We start from the raw sequence: 23457 nt of genomic DNA on the forward strand, positions 1-23457 counted from the left end.
ATCGTCGTCTCCGGCGGCCGTGGCGTCAACGGCGCGGAGAACTTCGCGATCATCGAGGCCCTTGCAGACTCCCTCGGCGCGGCCGTGGGCGCCTCCCGCGCCGCGGTGGACGCGGGCTGGTACCCGCACTCCAACCAGGTCGGCCAGACCGGCAAGAGCGTGTCGCCGCAGCTGTACATCGCCAACGGCATCTCCGGGGCGATCCAGCACCGGGCCGGCATGCAGACCTCGAAGACGATCGTCGCGGTCAACAAGGACGCCGAGGCCCCGATCTTCGACCTCGTCGACTACGGCGTCGTCGGCGACCTCTTCGACGTCGTGCCCGCCCTGACCGAAGAGGTCAAGACCCGCAAGGGCTGAGTCCGTTCGGCCGGTGACGGCAGCCGACGGGGCCGCGTGGTGTTCAGCACCGCGCGGCCCCGTCCGCGTACCGGGACCCGGAAAGATGACCATTGACCTGGACTGCGACGACAGTTAACTTCGCTATACGGATTGTTGATTCCGTGAAGCGGAAACATTGAGCGTATGGAGGGTGCACGAATGGGTCAGCAGGAGAAGGTGTCGACGAGCCTCGCGGGCGCGGTCAGCGAGGGCATCAGCGCCTCACTCGCCCCGGTCGACGCGGAGCTCGCGCGCCGGTACCCGGGAGACCCCGGCACCCGCCAGCCCGTCCACACGGTCTACGTCCCCGGGGACGCCTTCGACGCCGGCACCGTCCGCTCCTGGGGCGACCAGGCCCTCGCGCAGCTCGACGAGCACGCGCCGGACGCCGCCTCCTTCGCTGCCGTCCTCGGCCTCTCCGACGAGCTCGCCGAGCCCGTCTACAGCCGCGTACGCGCCAAGCTGGAGCGGGAGCCCGTCGAGGACCTGCGGGTCGACTTCGAGGACGGCTACCGCCCCGCCTCCTCCGCCGACGAGGACGAGACGGCCGCGCGGGCCGCGCGCGTCATCGCCGACGCCTACAAGAACGGCACGGCGGCGCCCTACATGGGCATCCGCATGAAGTGCATGGAGGAGGCCGTCCGCGACCGCGGCATCCGCACCCTCGACATCTTCCTCACCGGCCTCATGGAGCACGGCGGACTGCCCGACGGGCTGGTCCTGACCCTGCCCAAGGTCACGTACCCGGAGCAGGTCACCGCCATGGTCCGGCTCCTCGAGGCCTTCGAGAAGCAGCACGGTCTCGACGCCGGGCGGCTCGGGTTCGAGATCCAGATCGAGACCAGCCAGTCCATCCTCGCCGCCGACGGCACCGCCGCGGTGGCCCGCATGATCGACGCCGCCGAGGGCCGCGCGACCGGGCTGCACTACGGCACCTTCGACTACAGCGCCTGCCTCGGCGTCTCCGCCGCGTACCAGGCCAGCGACCACCCCGCCGCCGACCACGCGAAGGCCGTCATGCAGGTCGCCGCCGCCGGTACCGGAGTCCGCGTCTCCGACGGCTCCACCAACGTCCTGCCGGTCGGGTCCACCGCGAAGGTCCACGACGCCTGGCGCCTGCACTACGGCCTCACCCGCCGCGCCCTCGCCCGCGCCTACTACCAGGGCTGGGACATGCACCCGGGCCACATCCCGACCCGCTACGCCGCGGTCTTCGCCTTCTACCGCGAGGGCTTCGAGCAGGCCGCCGCCCGCCTCGCCGCCTACGCCAGCCAGTCCACCGGCGACATCGCCGACGAGCCCGCCACCGCCAAGGCCCTCGCCGGATACCTGCTGCGCGGCCTGGACTGCGGCGCCCTCGACAACGGCGAGGTCGCCCGCCGCGCCGGTCTGACCCGCGCCGACCTGGAGGGCTACGCGGCGCCGCGCCGCGGCGACCTCACGGTGACGGCCGGGCAGTAGGCGCTCGCGCACGCGGCATCACTGCCCTTTCCCGGGGACGGCCGGGGAAGGGCAGTGGTGTGCAGGGGGCCGCTCAGCTCGTCGTGCCGAGCAGAGCGGGCAGTTCGCGCATGTCGTGGAAGACCACGGTGTCCGCGCCCGCGAGCTGCGCGGCCGGGGTGAGCCCGCCGGCATAGCCGAAGGCACGCATCCCGGCGGAGCGCGCGGCCCGCACGCCGTTGCCGCTGTCCTCGACCACCGCGCAGGCCGCCGGGTCGACGCCCATCCGCCGGGCGGCGTGCAGGAAGACGTCGGGGGCGGGCTTGGCACGCGGGACCTCGGACGCGCTGAAGATCCGGCCCGCGAAGCGCTCGTACAATCCGGTGCGGCCCAGCGTGTGCCGCATCTTGTCGTGGGAGCCGCTGGAGGCCACGCAGGTCGGCACGGTGATGGCGTCGAGCGCCTCGCGAATCCCGTCGACCGCGACGAGGCCGGAGTCCACCTCCTCACGGTGGCGTTCCTCGAACCGCTTCGACCACATCGACGCGGTCTCCTCGCCCAGCCGGGCCGCCACCAGCGCGCGGATGTCGGCGTGCGAGCGTCCGATGAACCGGGCGACGACCTCCTCCGCCGTCAGCGGCCAGCCCAGCGCGGCGCCGAGCTCGACCTGCAGGCCGACCGCGATGCGTTCGCTGTCGACCAGGACGCCGTCGCAGTCGAATATCACCAGCTCAAGGGATCTGATCATCCCCGCAGCATAGGCGCGGGGTCCTACGGCGAAACCGGCAACGCTCAGACGGCGGGCGGCAGTTCGCCCGAGCCGCGGCGGATCAGCCGCGTCGGCAGCTCGATGCGCTCCGGCAGCAGCGTCGCCCCGTCCAGCTGCCGGAACAGCCGCTCCGCCGCGGTGCGGCCCAACTGCGCGGCGTCCTGCGCCACCACCGTCACCCCCGGCTGGAGCAGATCGCCGAGCTCGATGTCGTCGAAGCCCACCAGGGCCACGGCCCGGTCGAGTTCGGCGAGCACCCGGATCACGGTCACGGTCACCCGGTTGTTGCCGGCGAAGATCGCGGTGACCGGCTCGGGGTCCTTGAGCATCTCCTCGGCGGCCCTGCGCACACGCTCGGGATCGGTGACACCCAGCGACATCCAGCGGTCCGCCACCGATATCCCGGCGTCCTCCATCGCCGCCCGGTAACCCCGCAGTCGCTCGGCGGCCGTGTGGATGCGCGGCTGGTCGCCGATGAAGCCGATCCGGCGGTGACCGCCCGCGATCAGATGCGCCACGCCGTCACGGGCGCCGCCGAAGCTGTCGGAGAGCACGCAGTCCGCGTCGATCCGCCCCGCGGGACGGTCCACGAACACCGTCGCGACACCGGCCGCGATCTCCGGCTCCAGATACCGGTGGTCGTCCCCGGCGGGGATCACGACCAGACCGTCGACCCGGCGCGCGCACAGGGCGAGCACCAACTCCTGCTCGCGGTCCGGGTCCTCGGCACTCGACCCGTTGATGAGCAGCGCGCCGTGTGCCCGCGCGACCTCCTCCACCGCCCGGCTGAGCGGTCCGTAGAACGGGTCCGCCAGATCCTCCAGGACCAGCCCGATACTCGCCGTACGCCCCTTGCGCAGGACCCGCGCGCTGTCGTTGCGCCGGAAGCCGAGGGCCGCGATGGCCTCCTGCACGCGCCGCTCGGTGTCGGGCGTGACTCCGGCCTCACCATTGACGACACGGGACACCGTCTTGAGGCCCACTCCGGCGCGCGCGGCGACGTCCTTCATGGTCGGGCGATTGCCGTAGCGGTTCTCGGTGCGGCGGGCGGTGCGGTCCACTATGCGCTGTCCTGTCCTGTCGTCGCTGCCGTCATGAGCGGTGGCCCGGAAGGGGCGGAGGGCGACCGCTCATCGGGTTCATCATGCTGTACCGGCTGCCGTACGAGCATGTGGCGTCGAGCATAGGGCCTGGACAACGTTGTCAGATGCGGGAGAGACTGTCCACCGCTTTCCTGAGCCTTCCTACAGTGGGCTTCTGTGAACTGCCCCTTTCTCCCCTTTCCCGCAGGAGACCAGACACTGATGCACACGGACCTCGTCGCCGCGCTCGACATCGGCGGCACCAAGATCGCCGGCGCCCTGGTGGACAACCGGGGCCGGATCCTCGCGCGGACCCAGCGGCCGACCCCCGCGCAGGAGAACGGCGAGACGGTGATGGGCGCGGTCGAGGCGGTGTTCGCCGAGCTGACGGCGTCCGAACTGTGGTCGAGGACCGGGGCCGTCGGCATCGGCAGCGCGGGGCCCGTGGACCGCTCGGCGGGCACGGTCAGTCCGGTCAACGTGCCCGGCTGGCGCGCCTTCCCGCTCGTCGAGCGGGTCCGGTCCGTCACCGGCGGGCTGCCCGTCGAGCTGGTCGGCGACGGTGTGGCGATCACGGCGGCGGAACATTGGCAGGGAGCGGCGCGCGGCCACGACAACGCGCTGTGCATGGTCGTGTCCACCGGCGTCGGCGGCGGCCTGATCCTCAACGGCCAACTCCACCCCGGCCCCACCGGCAACGCGGGCCACATCGGCCACATCAGCGTCGACCTCGACGGCGACCTGTGCCCCTGCGGAGCGCGCGGCTGCGTCGAGCGCATCGCCTCGGGTCCCAACATCGCCCGGCGCGCGCTGGCTGACGGCTGGCGGCCGGGACCGGACGGCGACACGACCGCCGCGGCCGTGGCCACCGCGGCCCGGGCGGGCGACCCGGTCGCGGCAGCCTCCTTCGCCCGGGCCGCGCAGGCGCTCGCCGCCGGGATCGCCGCGACCGCGACACTCGTCGAGGTGGACATCGCGGTGATCGGCGGGGGCGTGGCGAAGGCGGGGGACGTCCTGTTCGAGCCGCTCCGCCGTGCCCTGCGCGACTACGCCACGCTCTCGTTCGTCCAGCGGCTCACCGTCGTCCCTGCCTCGACCGGCACGGACGCCGGGCTCGTGGGCGCCGCGGCAGCGGCGCTGCGCGGCGGGAGCGCGGTCGACGAGGCGCGGCGACAGGCCGTCTGACGACCCGCGGCGCGCATCCGGGCAGCACGGCGCCCTGCGGTCCCGTCCTTCCGGACGGGACCGCAGCGGCGCCGTGCTGTGGTCACGGGCAGGACTCGCCGAACTTGACGGCCCTGAAGGTCACCGGCCGGCCCGTCAGCTTCGTCCCGGCGGCCGGCGTCTGCGAGCACACCTTCCAGTTGGAGCCCAGGAAGACGAAGCGGTTGGTCCCGCCCACGTCCCTGACATCGACCGAGGTGTCCGCGTCGAGCGCCCCGCGAGCCGCCTTCACGCTCTTGCCCTTGAAGTCGGGCATCGTGCCGTCGGCCTTCGCCGGGGCCTGTTCGTCCTTCGCCGGGCACGCCTCGCCGGTCTTCACCGCGCCGAAGTCGAGCATCGTCGTCGTGGCCACCTTCGTGCCCGCCGGGACGGACTGGCTGCACACCTTCCAGTTCCGGTCGAAGGCCTGAAGGCGGCCGCGGCCGAGCGCGTCGTGCGACGTCAGGATGGCGAACCCCGTCTCCTGCGCCTTGTCCTGAGCCGATTGCAGGCCCATGCCGACGAACGTGGGCACCGCCTTCTTCGCCCCGGCGTCAGGAGCGCTCGTCGTCGGTGACGCGGGCGCCGTGGTGCTCGGCGAGAGCGTCGGCGACCGCGACGGCTCGGAACCCGAGGTGTCCGCCCCGCCGCAGGCGACCAGGGCCGTCGTGGCGGCGGAGCAGAGTATGACGGTGCTGATGACACGGGTGCGCACGGATTCCCCCCGAGTGATGCCGGTACAGGCGGAATACGTTAAGCGGCGAAGTCCCCGGGAGTCATCTCAGTGCCTCTTCCACCGTCGGCACGGGGCGCAGCACCTCGGTGAGCCGGGACATCGCGATGATGCGCAGCGTCAGCCGGCGCCGGCACACGACGGTGACGCGGCCGCCCCGCTCCAGCGCCCGGCGATGTGCTCGGACCAGCAGGCTGAGGCCCGAGCAGTCGAAGAAGGTGGTCGCGGTCAGGTCGACCGCGACGACCCGGTAGGGGCCGTCCGCCACGGTGTCGAGGAGGGGAGCCAGCCGGTGGAAGGCCAGGAGGTCGATGTCACCGCTGAGTTCGACGACGGCGCAGTCGTCGATCATGTGGACCACGGCGGGGTGCACGGCGTTGTCGGGATCGGCCGTGCCCGCGAGCACACCGCAGCCTCCGAGGAGCCCGCAGCGCTCGGAATCTCCGAAGTCGTCGGACAGAAAGTCCTGTTGATTGCCTTGCCTCATCAAGCCCCCCGGCCTGAACACCTGTCCGGCTCCGGAGGGAGCCGTCCACTCTGGCGCGAACGAAACGTCGGTGTGCGAACGAATCACGAGGTCGCCGGGGGCTGGGGCGCCTGGTCGGCCACCGTAGCGGGAGGAGTGAGGCCACGTCGTGCCGTAACGATTCCCGGCCCCGCGCATCACTTGATGAGGTGAATTCAATACAAAACGCTTGACACCGAAGATGTGCGGCTGGAGAAAAAGCGTGCGACAGATGGGGTGCGGTGCGCTGTCATGGACCCTCTGCCCACAGCCCATCGGGGGATGGGCCCTCTCCAGGAGAGCCGCCTTGGCGACAGCGCAGGACACGTCTGGTGCGGGGGATGCCGACGAGCGGCCGTTCATCGACACCGCACTCGTACGGGACCTTCTCGACCGCCAGTTTCCGCAGTGGTCCGGGCTGGCGCTCACGCCTGTCGTGCCCGGCGGTTCCGACCACGTCATCCACCGGCTCGGCGACGAACTGGCCGTGCGACTGCCCCGCCACTCCGGTGCCATCGGGCAGGCCGAGAAGGAGCGGGACCGGCTGCCCGGCCTCGCGCCCCGGCTGCCGCTCGCCGTGCCCGTCCCCGTGGCCGTGGGACGTCCTGGGCTCGGGTACCCGTGGCCCTGGGCGGTGACCCGGTGGCTGGGCGGCGAGGTCGCCACCGTCGAGGGGCTGGGGGACTCCGTCGAGACGGCGCGTGAACTCGCGGCCTTTCTGCGGGCGTTGCAGGCGGTGGATCCGCATCGCGCCGGGCCGGCCGAGGTGCGGGAGACGCTCGCCGACCGGGACGCGGCGACCCGGGCCGCCATCGCCCGCGCGGCCGACGCCTTCGACGCCGGGGCGACGACAGCGCTGTGGGACGCGGCCCTCGCCGCCCCGGCCTGGCCCGGACCGCCCGTGCTGTGCCACGGCGACTTCCACACCGGCAATCTGCTCACCACCGACGGCCGCCTGAGCGCGGTCATCGACTTCGGCAGCCTGGGGGCGGGGGATCCCGCGGTCGATCTGATGATCGCCTTCACGCTGCTGTCGCCGCGCTGCGCCACGGTGTTCCGGGCCGCGCTCGGGGTGGACGACGCGACCTGGCTGCGCGGTCGTGGCTGGGCCCTGACCTCCGGCCTGATCGCCTACACGGCGTACGCCGCCGAGAGTCCACGGATCGCCGAGGCCACCACCCGGCAGATCCGGGCGGCGCTCGCGCGGCCCGGCGACGACGGTGTGCGGGACGCACACCCCGTGTGAATTCCGCGCCGCGACAGCGTGTGCGCACACGGCTGCGCCGCCCGGCCGACTGCGCTTGACTGCGGAGGCAGGAAGGCAGCGGAAGGCCGAAAGCGGGACGGCCGCCGATCGTCGGGCAGCGGTCGGCGCGACGTCCCAGGTCCTTCCGCGGGCGGCTCCGGACTCTCCCCCCGATGTCCGGAGGCGCACGGGAGGATGTGGGGTCCGCATCCGCCCCTTACGGATGACCCGCCCGCCGTGACGTCGCCGAGACACCCGAGGCGGTGGGCGGGCGCCGTTCGTTCGGCGCCCAGGGGGTACGCGCAAACGCCCTCGGGCCAGGGCTGCCGACAGCGCCGGCACGACGGACGTCGGCGCGATGCCCGACAGGAAGCTCGGCCAGGCTGGTGCCGAACCCGCCGAGCGCAGGCGCGAATCGAGATCGTCCCCCGGCCCGGCGTGGTCGGTGGGGTACGCGCGGCACCGCGGCGTGGGCCGCGGCGCGCGCCCCGATATTCCGTGCCACTGGCGACGATCACGGTGCAGACTCGCCCCATGGAAGACGTAGGGGCGTTCAGAGACGCGGTGGCGCGATGGGCGGCCGGTGGGCCGGGGGAGCCGGCGGGCGAGCTGAGCCGTCGGCTCGGGCTGCGGACGGCGGTCCTGGTCGAGGGGGCCAGCGATCTCGCGGCCGTCGAGACCCTCGCCGTCCGGCGCGGCCGTGACCTGACCGCCGAAGGGGTGTGCGTCGTCGCGATGGGCGGTGCCATGAGCGTCGGCCGGTACGCGGACCTCCTCGGGCCGCCCGGCCTCGGCCTGCGCCTGACGGGGCTGTGCGACGAGGGGGAGCGGGACTACTTCACGCGCGGTCTGGAGCGGGCCGGGGCGCCGTCCGGGGACTTCTTCGTGTGCGTCGTCGACCTGGAGGACGAGCTGATCCGGGCCCTGGGCACCGACGCCGTCGAGGACGTCTTCCGGACCGAGGGCGACCTGCGGTCCTGGCAGATCTTCCTGACCCAGCCCGCCCAGCGCGGCCGCCCCCGCGAGCAGCAGGTGCGGCGCTTTCTCAGCACCAAGAAGGGCCGCAAGATCCGCTACGGCGGACTCCTCGTGGCGGCCCTCGACCCGGCCCGGGTGCCGGCGCCGCTCGACGGGCTGCTCGCGGGCGTCTGACCGCCCGCGCGAACACGCTCATCAGCACCGGGTTTCCCCGGCAGGGTGTTGCGGGCAAGCCTCAGGGGGCCGACGGAAGAGGGGGAACCGTGATCGTCTGGGTCAACGGGGCATCCCGCGCGGGCAAGACGACCGCCGCGCGCGAATTGCTCGACCTGATCCCCAACTGCACGCTCTTCGACCCCGAGGAGATCGACGCGGAGCTGGAGCGGCTGCTGCCGCCCAAGCGGCTCGCCGAGGTCAGCGACCATCAGGACCTGCCGATCTGGCGGCGGCTCGTCGTCGACACGGCGGCCGCCCTCCTCGCCGAACTCGGCGGAGTCCTCGTGGTGCCGATGGGGCTGATGCGCCAGGAGTACCGCGACGAGATCTTCGGTGGGCTCGCCGCCCGGCGGATCCCTGTGTGCCATGTGGTCCTTGCTCCAGGTGAAACGATCCTGCGCAGCCGTGACCCCAGCGGCGAGGCGCCCGCCGACATCGAGCCCTACCGCGCCGCGCTCGCGGGCTGGCTCGCCGCGGACGCCTACCTCGTCGACAGCGGCACGCTGTCCCCGTACGACACCGCCGTCCGCATCGCCGCCGCCGTGCGCACCGGCGAGGCGGCGCCCTGCGACATCGTGCAGACGGCCGAGCCCACCGCCGAGACGGTCGCCGCGGGCGTGCTCCTCTTCGACGAGCAGGACCGTGTCCTGCTCGTCGACCCCACCTACAAGCCGGGCTGGGAGTTCCCCGGCGGCGTCGTCGAGCCGGGCGAGGCGCCCGCGCGGGCGGGCATGCGGGAGGTCCTGGAGGAGACCGGCATCCAACTCGTCGACGTACCCGGGCTGTTGGTCGTCGACTGGGAGCGGCCCGTGCCGCCCGGCTTCGGCGGTCTGCGGCTGCTCTTCGACGGCGGGCGGCTCGACCGCGACGTGGCGGCCCATGTGCTGCTGCCCGGACCGGAGCTGCGGGGCTGGCGGTTCGTCGACGAGGCCGAGGCGGCGGGTCTGCTGCCGCCCGTGCGGTACGAGCGGCTGCGATGGGCCCTTCGTGCTCGCGAACGGGGTGCGGCGCACTACCTGGAGGCCGGTGTCCCACTCGGCTGAGAAGCGACTCGACACCCGGCTCCGCTCTGCCGACGCCCCTGATTCTCAAGGGATGGTCTCACCGTGAAAGCGCAGCTCACCTCGAACCGCTGTGAACCTCAAGCGGGTTGATACGTCGCCGATGCCGCCCTGAGCGCGGCGCCGGCGTTCTCGGTCAGCGGATCGCCGTGCCCGAAGCAGGCCACCTCGCTCTCCAGCGCGGCGAGCCGGGCGAAGGAGGCGACGGCCCGCTTCCGGTCCAGGTTCAGCACGCCCAGCATGATCTGCCCGTCGACCGGTGACGCGGCGACCGCGTCGCCGGTGAGCAGCACGCCGTGCCGGGGCAGATGCACGGCGATGGATCCGTCGGTGTGGCCGGGCGCGCCGACGATCCGCGCCCCGTCGCCGAGATCCAGCGTGTCGCCGTCCGTCAACTCCCGCACCACGAGCGGTAGATCGGGCTCGGGCAGCGGCGGCGGGAGCTGCGCCAGGGCCTGGGCGTGCAGCGGCCGCTCCCAGTCCTCGTAGACCGGCGGCGGCCCGGCCGCCTCGCCCCGCACGAACGGGGCGTCCAGGTGGTGCGCGTACACCTCGGCGCCGCTGAGCCGGGCGAACTCGGCGGCGCCGCCCACGTGGTCCTCGTGGAAGTGGGTGAGCACGATCCGCCGTACGTCCTCGGGCGCATGCCCCCAGGCACGTACGGCATCGGCGATCGGCAGGCCCGCGCCGGGCGCGCCCGCGTCGATCAGGGTGAGCCCGTCGTCGTCCCGCCACAGGTAGGCCTGCCCCACGGGGAAGCGCAGCAGCCGCAGCCGTGGGGTGACGTCGAACGCGTCGATGAGGTCGTAGGTCGTCATGCGGCGACCGTACGAGCCGTCTCCGCCGAAGCTCCCACGTCTTGGCCGAGAGCAGAGCCGGCGGTGGGGCGGGTCAGTTCGCGGCGGCGTACTTCTGCAGGAACAGCGCCTCCGCGACCGAGAGCCGCTCCAACTCCTGCGGCGACACCGACTCGTTGACCGCGTGGATCTGCGCCTCCGGCTCGCTGAGGCCGATCAGCAGGATCTCCGCCTCCGGGTAGAGCGACGCGAGCGTGTTGCACAGCGGGATCGAGCCGCCCTGGCCCGCGTAGCTCATCTCCTGGCCGTCGTACGCCTCGGCCATCGCGTCCGCCAGCGCGGCGTACGCGGGGCTCTGGGTGTTCGCCCGGAACGGCTGGCCCTGGCCGACCTGCTCGACCGACACCCGGGCGCCCCACGGAGTGTGCGCCTCGATGTGCGCCATCAGCAGCTTCGTCGCCTCGCCGGCGTCCGTGCCCGGCGGCACCCGCAGGCTGACCAGCGCGCGGGCGCCGGCCTGCACGGACGGCGTCGCGCCGACGACCGGCGGGCAGTCGATGCCGAGCACCGTCACGGCAGGGCGCGCCCAGATCCGGTCGGCCACCGTGCCCGCGCCGATCAGCTCGACGCCGTCGAGCACCTTGGCGTCCTTGCGGAACGCCTCCTCCTCGTACTGCAGACCGCTCCAGGACTCGGCCCCGTCCAGACCGTCGACCGTCGTCGAACCGTCCTCGGCCCGCAGCGAGTCCAGTACGCGCACCAGCGCGGCCAGCGCGTCGGGCGCGGCCCCGCCGAACTGGCCCGAGTGCAGGTTGCCTTCGAGCGTGTCGACCTGCACCCGCACCAGCGTCATGCCGCGCAGCGTCGCCGTCGCGGTGGGCAGACCGCACTGGAAGTTGCCCGCGTCACCGATGACGATGGTGTCGGCGGTCAGCAGCTCCGGGTGCTGCTCGGCGTAGCGCTCCAGGCCGCCGGTGCCCATCTCCTCCGAGCCTTCGGCGATCACCTTGACGCCCACCGGCACCCCGCCGTTCGCCTTCAGCGCGCGGATCGCCAGCAGGTGCAGCAGCACACCGCCCTTGCAGTCGGCGCTGCCCCGCCCGTACCAGCGGCCGTCCTCGCGCTCGGTGAGCTCGAACGGGGGCGTCACCCACGCCTCCTCGTCCAGCGGCGGCTGCACGTCGTAGTGCGCGTACAGCAGGACCGTGGGCGCGCCCTCGGGGCCGGGCAGATGGCCGTAGACCGACTGGGTGCCGTCCGGGGTGTCGAGCAGTGCCACGTCCTGGAAGCCCTCGGCGCGCAGGGCGTCCGCGACCCAGTTGGCCGCGCCCTCGCTCTCGCTCTTCGGATACTGCTCGAAGTCCGCCACCGACTTGAAGGCCACCAGCTCGGCCAGCTCCGCCTTGGCGCGGGGCAGCAGGGAGGCGACGGATTCGGCGATCGGATGCGGCGACATGGGCACGCTCCTCGTAGGTGCGACGTTGTACAGGGGGTACGGAAGATCCTCCCACAGAGGGTCACGGCGCCGCCCGCCGTAGGATGCCTGGGAAACGTGCGGCAGGCGGCTGAAGACGGAGCATCAAACCATCGTGAGCAGCGAGAACCCCGAGAACGCGGCGGGCAACGACATGGGCGACGAGCGGGACATGAGCGTGTGGGACGTCGTGGTCGTGGGCGCGGGCCCCGCCGGCGCCTCCGCCGCGTACGCGGCCGCGGTCGCGGGACGCCGTGTGCTGCTGCTGGAGAAGGCGGAACTGCCGCGCTACAAGACGTGCGGCGGCGGCATCATCGGCCCGTCCCGCGACTCCCTGCCACCCGGCTTCGAGCTGCCGTTCAAGGACCGGGTCAACGCGGTCACGTTCTCGCTGAACGGCAAGTACACGCGGACGCGCCGGTCGCGCAGCATGCTGTTCGGGCTCATCAACCGCCCGGAGTTCGACGCCCAGCTCGTCGAGCACGCGCAGAAGGCGGGCGCGGAGCTGCGCACCGGGGTCACGGTGACGCGGGTCGAGCAGCACGGTTCAGCGGTGCCCGACCGGCGGACCGTCGCGGTCGTGCTGCAGGACGGCGAGACGGTGCTCGCCCGCGCCGTGGTCGGCGCCGACGGCAGCGCCAGCCGGATAGGAGCGCACGTCGGGGTGAAGCTGGACCAGGTCGACCTCGGCCTGGAGGCGGAGATCCCGGTGCCGGAGACGGTCGCCGAGGACTGGCGCGGCCGGGTCCTCATCGACTGGGGCCCGATCCCGGGCAGTTACGGCTGGGTCTTCCCCAAGGACGACACGCTCACCGTCGGCGTCATCTCGGCGCGCGGCGAAGGCGCCGCCACCAAGAAGTACTTGGAGGACTTCATCGCCCGCCTGGGGCTCGCGGGCTTCGAACCCGCGGTCTCCTCGGGGCACCTGACGCGCTGCCGGGCCGACGACTCGCCGCTGTCGCGCGGGCGGGTCCTGGTCTGCGGCGACGCGGCAGGACTGCTCGAGCCGTGGACCCGCGAGGGCATCTCCTTCGCCCTGCGCTCGGGCCGGCTCGCGGGGGAGTGGGCGGTGCGCGTCGCCGAGTCCCACGACGCCGTGGACGCCCGCCGCCAGGCGCTGAACTACGCGTTCGCCATCAAGGCGGGCCTGGGCGTCGAGATGGCCGTCGGCAAGCGCATGCTGACCGTCTTCGAGCGCAAGCCGGCCCTGCTGCACGCGGCCCTGACGGGCCTGCGCCCGGCGTGGAACGCGTTCGCGAGGATCACCCGGGGTTCGTCCTCCCTGGGCGAGCTGGTGCGGACGCATCCGATGGCGGGACGGGCGCTGTCCCGGTTCGAGCGCTGACGTCGGCGGCGCCCGCCGCGCCGGGACCGGGTGTGCCGGTGCCGGTCGGCGCGGGCGTCGGTCGCCGACGGCGTCAGTCGGCGACGGTGATCCGGAAGACCGGGTGGTCGGGGGACGCGGCCGAGAGCTCGGCGTCCGTCGACTTCGCCGTGACGCCCTTGAAGTAGTCGTTGACCTGCCAGCCCCAGCGCTCCAGGTAGGTGCGCAGGACCTCGCGCTTCAGGTCGCCGTCGGGGAGTTCGACGGCCTCGAAGGTGCGGACCTTGCGGCCGACGCGCAGTTCGCCGCCGCCCGCGGCGAGCATGTTCTTCACCCACTGGGAGTGGCCGCGGGCCGACACCAGGTACTGGACGCCCTCGTACGTGTGCGGGTTCACCGGGATCCGCTGCAGCTGACCGCTCTTGCGGCCGCGCACCGAGAGTTCGGCGGAGCCGGCGAGGCTGAGGCCGCGCCGGGCCAGCCACCCGATCACCTTGTTGAGGCGGATCGCGGTGGGGCTGCCCTTGAGGTAGTAGGGCTCGGACTGTGCGCTCATGGTGACCCCCAGGATGAGTGCGGGCGGCGCTCCGAAGTGTGAGCACTGCTCTCGCTTAAGAGCAGTGTGCACGAGAGGGGCGCTCCAAAGCAAGAGCAGTGCTCTCGTTTTTGGTCAGCGCTCCGAAACGTGTGCACCGCTCCGTCGGCGTGGAACACTGAAGCCATGAGTACGAGCCGCACCACACAAGGGGCCCGCGCCCGCGCCCGGCAGGAGATCACCGCCGCCATCAAGGACGAGGCGCGCAGACAGCTCGCCGCCGACGGCGCCGCCAAGCTCTCGCTGCGCGCGGTCGCCCGGGAACTCGACATGGTCTCGTCGGCCCTGTACCGCTACTTCCCCAGCCGGGACGAGCTGCTCACCGCGCTCATCATCGACGCCTACGACTCGCTGGGCGAGGCCGCCGAGCGCGCCGACGCCGCCCGGCAGCCGACCGCCACCGCGGCCCAGCGCTGGGTCGCCGTCTGCCGGGCCGTGCGCGAGTGGGCCCTCGCCCGTCCGCACGAGTACACCCTCATCTACGGCTCCCCGGTGCCGGGTTACACCGCTCCGATGGCCACCGTCGAGGCCGCCTCACGGGTCGGACTGCTGCTCATCGGCGTCGTCCGGGAGGCGTACGAGGACAAGGGCGTGGCCCTGCCCAAGCTGCCGGCTGCGCTGCGCCCGGAGGCCGAGCGGATGGCCGCCGACATCGCGCCCGACCTGCCGCCCGAGCTCATGGCCGCGCTGATCGCCGCCTGGGCGCAACTGTTCGGGCTCATCGGGTTCGAGCTGTTCGGCCAGTTCAACCGGGTCGTCGAGGACCGGGCCGCCTTCTTCGACCACGCGGCGGCGCAGCTCGCCCACGGGGTCGGGCTCGTGAAGTGACCCGGTCGGGACAACGGCCGACGGGTACTCCGCGGGGAGTACGCGTGATCGCCACGCCCGGCTGACGCCCGGGACGGTCCGCGGCCCTTAGCGTGGCCGCATGGACGAGCAGCGCGAGCGGGCCGGGGGTCCGCCCAGGGCGCCCGGAGACCTGGGCGGACCCCCGTGGCGACGCGGCGGCGGGCCGCCGTGGGGGCCGCCGGGGCCCACGTGGTGGAACCGGGCCGACGGTGGCCGCCTGCCGTGGCGGTCGACGGTGTTCGTCACCCTGATCGTCCTCGTCGGCTCGAGCATGGCCGCGCACGGCCGGGGCGGCGACCGCGTCGGCCTCGACGCGTTCGCGCACCTGCTCCTCCTCCTGGCCTCGGTCCAGCTCCTGTGGCGGCAGCGGTACCCGGTGGCGGTCGCGTACGGCACGGCCCTGTGCGCGACGGTGTACCTGGCGGCCGGATACCCGTACGGGCCCGTCTTCCTCCCCGTCGCCCTGGGGTGCTTCGTCGCGATCGTCGCGGGGCGCCGGTACGCGGCGTGGGGCGCCGTCGCCTTCTTCTGGGCCGGGCACGTGGTCGTGGGGCACCGGCTGTACCGGTATCTGCCGCCGGCCGGGGACGGTCCCGCGGCCTGGGGGCAGGAGGGGATCGTCGCGGCGTGGGTGCTCGCCGTCGCCGCCGCTGCCGAACTGGTCCGGGTCAGGCGCGAGCAGTGGGCGCAGGCCCGCGCCGAGCGGGAGCGGGCGGCGCGGCGGCGGGCCGACGAGGAGCGGCTCCGCATCGCCCGCGAACTGCACGACGTGCTGGCCCACTCCCTCTCCGTCATCAACGTCCAGGCGGGAGTGGGGCTCGCGCTGCTCGACGCCGATCCGGAACAGGCGCGTACGGCACTGACGACGATCAAGGGCGCCAGCAAGGAGGCGCTGGGGGAGGTGCGGCAGGTCCTCGACACGCTGCGGGCGCCCGGCGAGGCCCCCCGCGCCCCCGCCCCGGGGCTCGACCGGCTGCCCGAGCTCGTGGAGCAGGCGGCCGGGGCCGGGCTCACCGTCGACGTCGGCACCGGCGGGGAGCGGGTGACGGCCGCGCCGGGGGCGGACCTCGCCGCGTTCCGGATCGTGCAGGAGGCTCTGACGAACGTCGTCCGGCACTCGGAGTCCCGGCGGGCGAGCGTGCGACTCGACTACCGGCAGGGCGCGTTGACGGTGACCGTCGACGACGACGGGCCCGCGAGCCACGCCGAGGCGGGCGGCAGCGGCAACGGACTCGCCGGGATGCGCGAGCGCGCCGCCGCCCTGGGTGGCACCATCGAGGCGGGGCCGCGCCCCGACGGCGGCTTCCGCGTCGTCGCCGAACTGCCGCTCGCCCCGCCCGCCCCGTCTTCGGAGGACTCCCGGTGATCCGCGTACTTCTCGCCGACGACCAGTCGCTGGTCCGCGCAGGATTCCGGGCACTGCTCGACGCGCAGAGCGACATCGAGGTCGCCGCCGAGGCCGCCGACGGGGAGGAGGCCGTCCGCCTCGTGCGCGAACTGCGTCCCGACGTGGTCCTGATGGACATCCGGATGCCGCTGCTCGACGGGCTCGCGGCGACCCGCCGGATCGGCGCCGACCCGGAACTCGCGGCGGTGCGGGTGGTCATGCTCACCACCTTCGAGCTCGACGAGTACGTCTTCGAGGCGATCCGCTCCGGCGCCTCCGGCTTCCTCGTGAAGGACACCGAGCCGGACGAACTGCTGCGGGCGGTACGGGCCGTGGTGCACGGCGACGCGCTGCTGTCGCCGGGCGTGACCCGGCGGCTCGTCGCCGAGTTCGCGGCCCGCTCCAAGGAGCCCGCGGGCGCGGTGTCGCTGGCCGGGCTGACCGAGCGGGAGCGTGAGGTGATGGCGCTCGTCGGGATCGGCCTGTCGAACGCGGAGATCGCCCGGCGCCTCGTCGTCAGCCCGCTCACGGCGAAGACCCACGTGAGCCGCGCCATGGTCAAGCTGGGCGCCCGCGACCGGGCCCAACTCGTCGTCCTCGCCTACGAGTCGGGCCTGGTGCGGCCGGGATGGCTCGGCTGATCAGCCGGCTTCCAGGGCCTCGGCGCGGCGTACCAGGGCGGCCGCGATGTCGTCCCAGTCGGGGCCGTGCATCCACAGATGGTCGGCGGCGCCGCGCAGCAGCGCGGGCTCGTCCGGCCGCTGCAGCAGCACCAGACGGTGGGCCAGATTGCGGATCCACACGGGGAGATGGCCGTCGACCACGTGCGGGCACAGCTCGTGGAGCATCGTGAGGATCGCCTCCGCGTGGGCGAACGTCAGCTCCTCGACGAAGTAGCGCTCGTGGTGCTCGAGCGCGCACTCCGGGGTGGGACGGTACTCGTCGCCGTACAGGCAGCGGGCGTGGTCGGTGAGGGTGCTGTGCATGGCCACGAGCCTAGGGCGAGCGGGACGCGACAGTCAGGCGGTTACGCGCGGGGGCCGGGTTCGTCCGCGGCGGACCGGTGGCGGTCGAAGCGCGACAGCACCCGTGCCACCCGGGCGAGGAAGGCCACGGCCGCCACGGTTCCCGCCGCCTTGTAGAGCCCGCCGCCCGACACGATGCCGAGGAACGCCGGAAGGGCGAGCAGCGCAAAGACCGCGCCGGCCAGCAGGGCGCCGGTGAACAGCGCGAACCCGATCTCCACGGTCGTCGCGTCCCGCTGGGCCTGTGTTCTGCGTGTGCGTGCTGTCTCCATCGTGGTGTCCCCCGTGTGCGTCACGCCGGTGATGGTGGCACACGCGGGCCCCGGGGGCGAGGGTATGCGTCCGCCGCCCACGGGGCCCGCCCACTCCATGTCAGTCGCGCAGGGCGAGTCGCTGAGCGTCGGCCTCCGCGCCCTTCGCCGCGTCGACCGGTGCCGATCCCGCGATCACCACGGTCTCCCGGACCCGGCGCGAGCGCAGACCGGTTAGCGTGACCAGCAGTCCCGCCAGGGCGATCGCCGTGATGACCACGAGGCCGGGGCGGAAGCTGTCCAGGACGGCCTGCGGCGAGGCCCCCTCGGGCGCGTTCGCCGTGATGACGGCCGTCACCACCGCGAGGAAGATCGCCCCGCCCACCTGTACGGAGGTGTTGAGCAGCCCGGAGACCATGCCCTGCTCGTCGTCGTGCACTCCGTTCGTGGCCTGGATGTTGAGGGACGGGAAGACGAGGGCGCACGCCGCGCCGATCAGCAGCATGGTGGGCAGGATGACGGCCGCGTAGACCGGGTCGAGGCTGATGCGCAGGAAGAGCGCGTAGCCGATGACCATGAAGGTGAAGCCGACGGCGATGACCCGGGGCGTACCGAAGCGGTCCACGATCGAGCCGACCTTCGTCGACGACAGGGCGACGAGCGCGCCCGCGGGCAGGAACGCCAGCGCCATGCTCAGCGCCGACCAGCCCAGCAGCGACTGCAGATACAGCGTGGCCAGGAACTGGAAGCCGACGTAGGAGCCGAAGAAGGTCATCGCGCCGAGCTGCGCGCGGATCTGCGAACCGGAGCGCAGTACGCCGAGCCGGATCAGCGGCGACGGCGAGCGCCGTTCGACCCGGACGAAGACCGCCAGGAGGACGACGACCGCCAGGAACGAGAGCAGGGTGCGCGCCGAGGTCCAGCCCGCCTCCGGCGCCTGCACCACCGTGAAGACGAGAAGGAGCATCGACAGGGTGCCCAGCGCGGCGCCGGGGATGTCGTAGCCGCGGTGGTTCTCCTCCTTGGCGCTGTGCGGGATCAGCTTCAGGCCGAGCAGCAGCGCGACGACCGCGATCGGCGCGGGCAGCAGCATCGTCAGGCGCCAACTGGCCTCCGTCAGCAGGCCGGAGAGGACGAGACCCATGGAGAAGCCGGTGGCGGCGCAGGTGGTGTAGATGGACAGGGCCCGGTTGCGTACGGGGCCCTCGGCGAACGTCGTCGTGATGATGGACAGACCGGCCGGCGCGGTGAACGCGGCGCTCAGCCCCTTGATGAAGCGGCTCGCGATGAGCAGCGGCCCGGAGTCGACGAGACCGCCGAGCAGCGAGGCGAGCGCGAAGACGCCGAGGGCGATCAGGAAGACGCGGCGCCGCCCGAGCAGATCGGCCGCCCGGCCGCCGAGGAGCAACAGGCCGCCGTAGCCGAGGATGTAGCCGCTGACGACCCATTGCAGGGTCGCCGTCGACAGATCCAGTTCCGAGCCGATGGACGGCAGGGCGACACCGACCATCGAGACGTCGAGCGCGTCCAGGAACATCGCGGCGCAGAGCACGAGCAGCGTGCCCCACAGGCGCGGGGACCAGTGCTCCGACGAGGCCTCGGGGGACGAGGGAGCAGCGGTGAGCGGAGAAGTCATGCGGAGCACAGTACATGCACATGCATTGACTGCACGTGCATTTAATGACGATGCAATAAATGGGGGATTTTCTGCTACGGTGCGGTCATGGCGGCAGGAAAAGCGGAGGCCGGGACGCCGGTCGGCCTGGTGGAACAGTGGCGGGACATCCTCTCGCTGCACGCGCGCACGATGTGCGAACTCGACCGCGAGCTGCACCGGCACGGCCTGGGCGCGAGCGACTTCGAGGTGCTCGACGTGCTCGCCGAGGGCACGCCGGAGGACAGCGCGTCCGGCTATCGCGTACAGGAGATCGCCGGCCAGGTGCACCTGAGCCAGAGCGCCCTGTCCCGGCTCATCGGCCGACTGGAGAAGGACGGTCTCGTGGAGCGCGGCATGTGCAGCGAGGACCGGCGCGGGGTCCGGGTCTGCATCACGGCCAAGGGGCGTGCCCTGCACACCGAGGTGCGCCCGCTGCAGCGGGCCGTGCTGAGCCGGATGCTGGAGTCCGACTCCCCGGCGTGACGGCCCGCCCCTGAACGGTCAGACCCCCGAGCGCTCCCGCCACAGTGCGGCGAGGGAGGCGTCCCCGGTGACCTCGGGGAAGGGCAGTCGGTTCCAGAGCGCCAGATAGAGCCGCGCCGCCGGGCCGGACACCTCGCACTCGGCGTCCCCTGCGGCGCCCCGCTCCGCGGCGGGCGGGTCCTGGGTGATCCGCACCGTCCAGGCGGCGTCGGCGTCCGTGGCCCGTACCCGCAGCAGGCGGGGCGTGTCGGAGCGCATCCGGCTGCGGTCCCGCGCGTGGAACCCGGACAGCAACTCGTCGATCCCGTCGACCGCGAACTCCTCGGTGACCGGCTCGGACGCGTCCCGGGACGGCCGGTCGAGCGCCGACTCGGCGTCCACCCGGTGCACCGCCGTCTCGTGCGCCTGCCGTCGCGCCCAGAACGCCAGTGGCGACGGCGCCGGAAGGAACGCGAAGCACTCCAGGTCGAGCGGCGCTCCTGTCAATGTGTCGACAAGTCTTCCGTGCCCCTCCCGGTACCAGGCGAGCAGCGCGTCGCCGTCGAGATCCGGCGGGACGTCCGGCAGCGGGTGGCGGGTCAGGTGTCCTTCGGCCAGGAATCCGGTGGCCCAGCGGTGCACCTGTCCCTGGTGGCGCACGAGGTCGCGGATCCGCCAGCCGGGGCAGGTGGCGACCTCGGCGTCGACCCCGGCCTTCTCGGCGGCGGCCGCCAGCAACCGGCCCTCCGTGTCCACGACGTGAATGTGTTCGGCGATCTCCATGGGGCGAGTGTGCCCGGTGGACCCGTGCCGCGGCGCGGAATTTCCGGGACTCAGTCGACGGCCGCGCGGCGCGTCGCGAACCCGATCGTCGCCGCGACCGCCGCGAGCAGCGCCACGCTCGTCAGCGCCAGGGGCAGTGAGAACCAGTCCGCCATGAACCCGATCGCGGGCGGCCCGAGCAGCATGCCGCCGTAGCCGAGCGTGGACGCGGCGGCGACACCCGTCGGACCGGCCAGCGCCCCGGCCCGCTCGACCGCGACGGGGAAGATGTTCGCCAGCCCCAGGCCGGTGATCGCGAAGCCGACGAGGGCGAGCCACACCGAGGGCGCCAGCGCGCCGAACAGCATGCCGACGGCGCCGGTCGCGCCGCCGAGGACCACGGTGCGGGTCCGGCCGAGCCGTTCCAGCAGGGTGGTGCCGGAGAGCCGGCCGATCGTCATGGCGAAGGCGAAACACGAGTAACTGGCCGCCGCCACACCCGGATGCGCGTGCAGGTCCTCCTCCATGTGCAGCGCGCTCCAGTCGGCCAGGGCCCCTTCCCCGTACGCCGTGCACAGCGCGATCAGGCCGAAGACGAGGACGAGCAGCCGGGTGCCGCGGTCCGGACGCCGCGCCGGCGCGGGCTCCTCGGGCCGGGGGCGTGCCGGTATGCGTTCCCGGGTGCCGGGGGAGCGGTGGCGCAGCAGCGTCGGCCCGGCCGCGGCCGTGACCACGAGGCCGATCACCATGATCGCCATCAGGTGCCGGGTCGGCGACAGATGCGCCGCGACCAGCCCGCCGAGACCCGAACCGACCATGCCGCCCAGGCTGAACGCGGCGTGGAAGCTGGGCATCACCGGCCTGCCGAGCGCGGCGACCAGCTCGACGGCCGCACTGTTCATCGCCACGTTGATGCCGCCGTACGCCGCTCCGAACACCAGCAGCACCAGGCCGAGCGTGAGCGGCGAGTGGGTCAGCGGCGGCAGCACGATGGTCAGCGGCAGCAGCACCCCGCACGCGACCGTCACCTCGTGGCTGCCGAAGCGCCGGCACAGCCGCCCGGTCAGCATCATCGTGATCACGGCGCCGGCGGACACCCCGAGCAGGGCGAGCCCGAGCGTGCTCGCCGACGCCCCCGTCTGCTCCTTGATGGCGGGGATGCGGACCACCCAGCCCGCGAAGATGAAGCCGTCGAGGGCGAAGAAGACCGTGATGGCGATGCGCAGACGGGTCAGGGAGGGGAGGCGGGGGCTGTCGGCGCTGACCGTCCCCAGTTTGTTTAGTAGCGGCACAAAGTCAGGTTAGAGGCGTGGCCGCCCTCGCGGCAAGGGGGGTCGGGAAGGGGCGCGCCGCCGGTCGCGGGCATGCCGAGGCGCGCGGTGCACGAGTGCACCGCGCGCCCGGAGTGATCACTTCGGGTGGGGGACGTCAGACGGCGAGGACCCGCACGCCCGCCTCCTCGAAATGCTCCAGCGTCGCCCTGTCGGCGGACTCGTCCGTCACGAGGATGTCGACCTGCGCCACGTCGCAGATCCGGGCGAAGGCGCGCTGGCCCAGCTTGCTGGCGTCCGCCGCGACCACGACGCGCTCGGCGCGCTCGCACAGCAGCCGGTTGATCGCCGCCTCCGCCTCGTCGTGCGCGGAGGCGCCGTGCGTGACGTCGAGGCCGACGACGCCCAGCACGGCGGTGTCCAGGGTGATCTGGCCGAGGACCCCGTCGGCGAGCGGACCGATCAACTCGTACGACTGCGGGCGCGCGACCCCGCCCGTCAGCACGATCTTGAACTGGGGGCGCACCGCCAGTTCGTTGGCGATGTTGAGGGCGTTCGTGACGATCGTCAGGGCGGGGGTGCCGGAGGCGAGGTCCGGGCGGACCGCGAGCGCCCGCGCCACCTCGGTCGTCGTCGTGCCGCCGGTCAGGCCCACCGCCTCGCCCGGGGTGAGGAGTTCGGCGACCGCGGTGGCGATGCGCTGCTTCTCCGAGGCGTTGCGGGCGGTCTTGTAGCGCAGCGGCAGTTCGTAGCTGACGCCGTGCACGACGGCGCCGCCGCGGGTGCGCACCAGCATCTGCTGCTCGGCGAGCTGGTCGAAATCGCGGCGGATCGTCGCGGCCGACACCCCCAGTTCGCCGGCCGCGTCCTCCACGTCGAGGCGGCCGCGCTCGACGAGCAGTTCGAGGAGGGACTTCCAGCGGGCGTCGCGGGACATCCGCGGCCTCCAATCGACGATCGACTCGGTCGCGCAAACCCTAGCTGCTGTGCCCATGAATGCTTGATTGTGCTTGAAAGCTGGCTATATCTTGCAGGAACAAGCAGTCGCTTGAGTAGCTCGAAACATACATAGGGGAGTGGGGCCCGGCATGAGCCATGTCGAGAACGAGTTGAACAGCCAGCCGGAGTGCTGGACGCGCGCCGCGGGACTGGCCGCGCGGCACGAGGCGGCGCTGCCGGCCGCCGGGGAGCGGGTCGCGATCGTCGGCTGCGGCACCTCCTGGTTCATGGCGCAGGCGGCGGCCGTGCTGCGCGAGGAGTCGGGGCAGGGGGAGACCGACGCGTTCGCCGCGTCCGAGTTCCCGGCGGGCCGCCGTTACGACCGGGTGATCGCCCTGACCCGCTCCGGCACCACCACCGAGGTCCTCGAACTCCTCGCCGCCGTCCGGGGCACCGTCCGCACCACCGCGATCACCGGCGACCCGGACACCCCGATCCGCACGGCCGCCGACGACCTCGTGGTGCTCGACTTCGCCGACGAGAAGTCCGTGGTCCAGACCCGCTTCGCCACCACCGCCCTGACCCTGCTCCGCGCCCACCTCGGCCTGCACACCGAGCAGGCCGTCGCCGACGCCCGCACCGCGCTGGCCGGACCGCTGCCCGAAGGGCTCGTGGACTGCGGGCAGTTCACCTTCCTGGGCCGCGGCTGGACGGTGGGTCTCGCCAACGAGGCCGCCCTCAAGATGCGCGAGGCCTCCCTGTCCTGGACCGAGGCGTACCCGGCGATGGAGTACCGGCACGGCCCGATCTCCGTCACCACCTCCGGCACCGCCACCTGGATGCTCGGCGAGGCGCCCGAGGGCCTGGCCGAGCAGGTCGCCGGGACCGGCGCGCTCTGGATCGAGGGCCGCCTCGATCCGCTGGCCGAGCTCGTCCGCGCCCAGCGCCTCGCGGTGGCCGTCGCCGCCCGCAGCGGCCTCGACCCCGATCAGCCGCGCCACCTCACCCGTTCCGTGATCCTCGACGCCAACTGACCTTCGCCACCGCCGA

25 protein-coding genes are annotated in these 23457 nt (G+C 73.0%); 12 read left to right on the plus strand and 13 right to left on the minus strand.

Features of this window, described 5'->3' with window-relative positions:
• Both ABZ930_RS33245 and ABZ930_RS33250 read left to right on the plus strand, forming a co-directional pair.
• A partial coding sequence (locus ABZ930_RS33245) for an electron transfer flavoprotein subunit alpha/FixB family protein (RefSeq protein WP_361556298.1) occupies window positions 1-360 on the plus strand: 360 nt, incomplete at its 5' end.
• A 180-nt stretch (window positions 361-540) separates the two neighbouring features.
• Window positions 541-1842, plus strand: a complete 1302-nt coding sequence (locus tag ABZ930_RS33250; protein WP_361556432.1) for an aldolase/citrate lyase family protein — start codon at window positions 541-543, stop codon at window positions 1840-1842.
• Window positions 1843-1915: 73 nt separating this feature from the next.
• Here the strand turns inward: ABZ930_RS33250 and ABZ930_RS33255 are convergent, their stop codons facing one another.
• Window positions 1916-2569, minus strand: a complete 654-nt coding sequence (locus ABZ930_RS33255; protein WP_361556301.1) for an HAD family hydrolase — start codon at window positions 2567-2569, stop codon at window positions 1916-1918.
• A gap of 44 nt (window positions 2570-2613) precedes the next feature.
• A complete protein-coding gene (locus tag ABZ930_RS33260) occupies window positions 2614-3651 on the minus strand; it encodes a LacI family DNA-binding transcriptional regulator (RefSeq protein WP_361556304.1) in 1038 nt (345 codons plus the stop codon).
• A 243-nt stretch (window positions 3652-3894) separates the two neighbouring features.
• On the opposite strand from ABZ930_RS33260, the gene ABZ930_RS33265 reads away from it, so the two are divergent.
• Complete coding sequence (locus ABZ930_RS33265; protein WP_361556307.1) at window positions 3895-4857, plus strand: ROK family protein; 963 nt, start codon at window positions 3895-3897, stop codon at window positions 4855-4857.
• Between the two features lie 82 nt (window positions 4858-4939).
• Here the strand turns inward: ABZ930_RS33265 and ABZ930_RS33270 are convergent, their stop codons facing one another.
• Window positions 4940-5590, minus strand: a complete 651-nt coding sequence (locus ABZ930_RS33270; protein ID WP_361556310.1) for a PASTA domain-containing protein — start codon at window positions 5588-5590, stop codon at window positions 4940-4942.
• A 61-nt stretch (window positions 5591-5651) separates the two neighbouring features.
• The gene (locus ABZ930_RS33275) at window positions 5652-6095 is read right to left on the minus strand and encodes an STAS domain-containing protein (protein ID WP_361556313.1); all 444 of its coding nucleotides are present in this window, start codon (window positions 6093-6095) and stop codon (window positions 5652-5654) included.
• Window positions 6096-6420: 325 nt separating this feature from the next.
• Between ABZ930_RS33275 and ABZ930_RS33280 the strand changes: the two genes are divergently transcribed.
• From ABZ930_RS33280 to ABZ930_RS33290, 3 genes are all read left to right on the plus strand, one after another.
• On the plus strand, window positions 6421-7359 hold the full coding sequence (locus tag ABZ930_RS33280) for an aminoglycoside phosphotransferase family protein (protein ID WP_361556316.1): 939 nt from the start codon (window positions 6421-6423) through the stop codon (window positions 7357-7359).
• 534 nt (window positions 7360-7893) lie between these two features.
• Window positions 7894-8511 carry a TOPRIM nucleotidyl transferase/hydrolase domain-containing protein gene (locus ABZ930_RS33285; protein WP_361556319.1) on the plus strand — a complete coding sequence of 206 codons (618 nt, stop codon included), beginning with the start codon at window positions 7894-7896 and terminating at the stop codon, window positions 8509-8511.
• Window positions 8512-8600: 89 nt separating this feature from the next.
• Window positions 8601-9596: an NUDIX domain-containing protein gene (locus ABZ930_RS33290; protein ID WP_361556322.1), complete on the plus strand. Its 996-nt coding sequence runs from the start codon at window positions 8601-8603 to the stop codon at window positions 9594-9596.
• 98 nt (window positions 9597-9694) lie between these two features.
• Here ABZ930_RS33290 and ABZ930_RS33295 read toward each other — a convergent pair whose 3' ends face one another.
• Window positions 9695-10414, minus strand: a complete 720-nt coding sequence (locus tag ABZ930_RS33295) for an MBL fold metallo-hydrolase (protein WP_361556435.1) — start codon at window positions 10412-10414, stop codon at window positions 9695-9697.
• A gap of 91 nt (window positions 10415-10505) precedes the next feature.
• Entirely contained in the window at window positions 10506-11867 is a 1362-nt protein-coding gene (locus tag ABZ930_RS33300; protein ID WP_361556325.1) for a dipeptidase, read from the minus strand.
• A 172-nt stretch (window positions 11868-12039) separates the two neighbouring features.
• On the opposite strand from ABZ930_RS33300, the gene ABZ930_RS33305 reads away from it, so the two are divergent.
• Entirely contained in the window at window positions 12040-13230 is a 1191-nt protein-coding gene (locus ABZ930_RS33305; RefSeq protein ID WP_361556438.1) for a geranylgeranyl reductase family protein, read from the plus strand.
• A gap of 73 nt (window positions 13231-13303) precedes the next feature.
• Here ABZ930_RS33305 and ABZ930_RS33310 read toward each other — a convergent pair whose 3' ends face one another.
• Window positions 13304-13765 (minus strand): nitroreductase/quinone reductase family protein, encoded by a 462-nt coding sequence (locus tag ABZ930_RS33310; protein WP_361556328.1) that lies wholly within the window; start codon window positions 13763-13765, stop codon window positions 13304-13306.
• Between the two features lie 165 nt (window positions 13766-13930).
• Here ABZ930_RS33310 and ABZ930_RS33315 point away from each other — a divergent pair, with 165 nt between their 5' ends.
• From ABZ930_RS33315 to ABZ930_RS33325, 3 genes are all read left to right on the plus strand, one after another.
• Window positions 13931-14632, plus strand: a complete 702-nt coding sequence (locus ABZ930_RS33315) for a TetR/AcrR family transcriptional regulator (protein ID WP_361556331.1) — start codon at window positions 13931-13933, stop codon at window positions 14630-14632.
• 100 nt (window positions 14633-14732) lie between these two features.
• Window positions 14733-16019, plus strand: a complete 1287-nt coding sequence (locus ABZ930_RS33320) for a sensor histidine kinase (RefSeq protein WP_361556334.1) — start codon at window positions 14733-14735, stop codon at window positions 16017-16019.
• The gene (locus ABZ930_RS33325) at window positions 16016-16681 is read left to right on the plus strand and encodes a response regulator transcription factor (protein ID WP_361556337.1); all 666 of its coding nucleotides are present in this window, start codon (window positions 16016-16018) and stop codon (window positions 16679-16681) included. Before ABZ930_RS33320 ends, ABZ930_RS33325 begins: the two co-directional genes overlap by 4 nt.
• Here ABZ930_RS33325 and ABZ930_RS33330 read toward each other — a convergent pair whose 3' ends face one another.
• The 3 genes from ABZ930_RS33330 to ABZ930_RS33340 form a co-directional block, all read right to left on the minus strand.
• Window positions 16682-17026 carry a hypothetical protein gene (locus ABZ930_RS33330; RefSeq protein ID WP_361556340.1) on the minus strand — a complete coding sequence of 115 codons (345 nt, stop codon included), beginning with the start codon at window positions 17024-17026 and terminating at the stop codon, window positions 16682-16684.
• Between the two features lie 41 nt (window positions 17027-17067).
• Window positions 17068-17361: a DUF6332 family protein gene (locus ABZ930_RS33335; RefSeq protein WP_361556343.1), complete on the minus strand. Its 294-nt coding sequence runs from the start codon at window positions 17359-17361 to the stop codon at window positions 17068-17070.
• A gap of 76 nt (window positions 17362-17437) precedes the next feature.
• The gene (locus tag ABZ930_RS33340; RefSeq protein ID WP_361556346.1) at window positions 17438-18952 is read right to left on the minus strand and encodes an MFS transporter; all 1515 of its coding nucleotides are present in this window, start codon (window positions 18950-18952) and stop codon (window positions 17438-17440) included.
• 87 nt (window positions 18953-19039) lie between these two features.
• On the opposite strand from ABZ930_RS33340, the gene ABZ930_RS33345 reads away from it, so the two are divergent.
• Window positions 19040-19456 carry a MarR family transcriptional regulator gene (locus tag ABZ930_RS33345; protein WP_361556348.1) on the plus strand — a complete coding sequence of 139 codons (417 nt, stop codon included), beginning with the start codon at window positions 19040-19042 and terminating at the stop codon, window positions 19454-19456.
• Window positions 19457-19474: 18 nt separating this feature from the next.
• On the opposite strand, the gene ABZ930_RS33350 is transcribed toward ABZ930_RS33345, so the two are convergent.
• The 3 genes from ABZ930_RS33350 to ABZ930_RS33360 all read right to left on the minus strand — a co-directional run bounded on the left by ABZ930_RS33350 (window position 19475) and on the right by ABZ930_RS33360 (window position 22405).
• Window positions 19475-20218 (minus strand): maleylpyruvate isomerase family mycothiol-dependent enzyme, encoded by a 744-nt coding sequence (locus ABZ930_RS33350; protein ID WP_361556351.1) that lies wholly within the window; start codon window positions 20216-20218, stop codon window positions 19475-19477.
• 50 nt (window positions 20219-20268) lie between these two features.
• A complete protein-coding gene (locus tag ABZ930_RS33355) occupies window positions 20269-21489 on the minus strand; it encodes an MFS transporter (RefSeq protein WP_361556354.1) in 1221 nt (406 codons plus the stop codon).
• Window positions 21490-21625: 136 nt separating this feature from the next.
• Window positions 21626-22405, minus strand: a complete 780-nt coding sequence (locus tag ABZ930_RS33360) for a DeoR/GlpR family DNA-binding transcription regulator (protein ID WP_361556357.1) — start codon at window positions 22403-22405, stop codon at window positions 21626-21628.
• A gap of 151 nt (window positions 22406-22556) precedes the next feature.
• Between ABZ930_RS33360 and ABZ930_RS33365 the strand changes: the two genes are divergently transcribed.
• Window positions 22557-23441, plus strand: a complete 885-nt coding sequence (locus tag ABZ930_RS33365; protein WP_361556360.1) for an SIS domain-containing protein — start codon at window positions 22557-22559, stop codon at window positions 23439-23441.
• The last annotated feature ends 16 nt before the right edge of the window (window positions 23442-23457 follow it).

The sequence above is a fragment of the Streptomyces sp. NPDC046716 genome (assembly GCF_040645755.1).
In the GTDB taxonomy this organism is placed as follows: Bacteria; Actinomycetota; Actinomycetes; order Streptomycetales; family Streptomycetaceae; genus Streptomyces.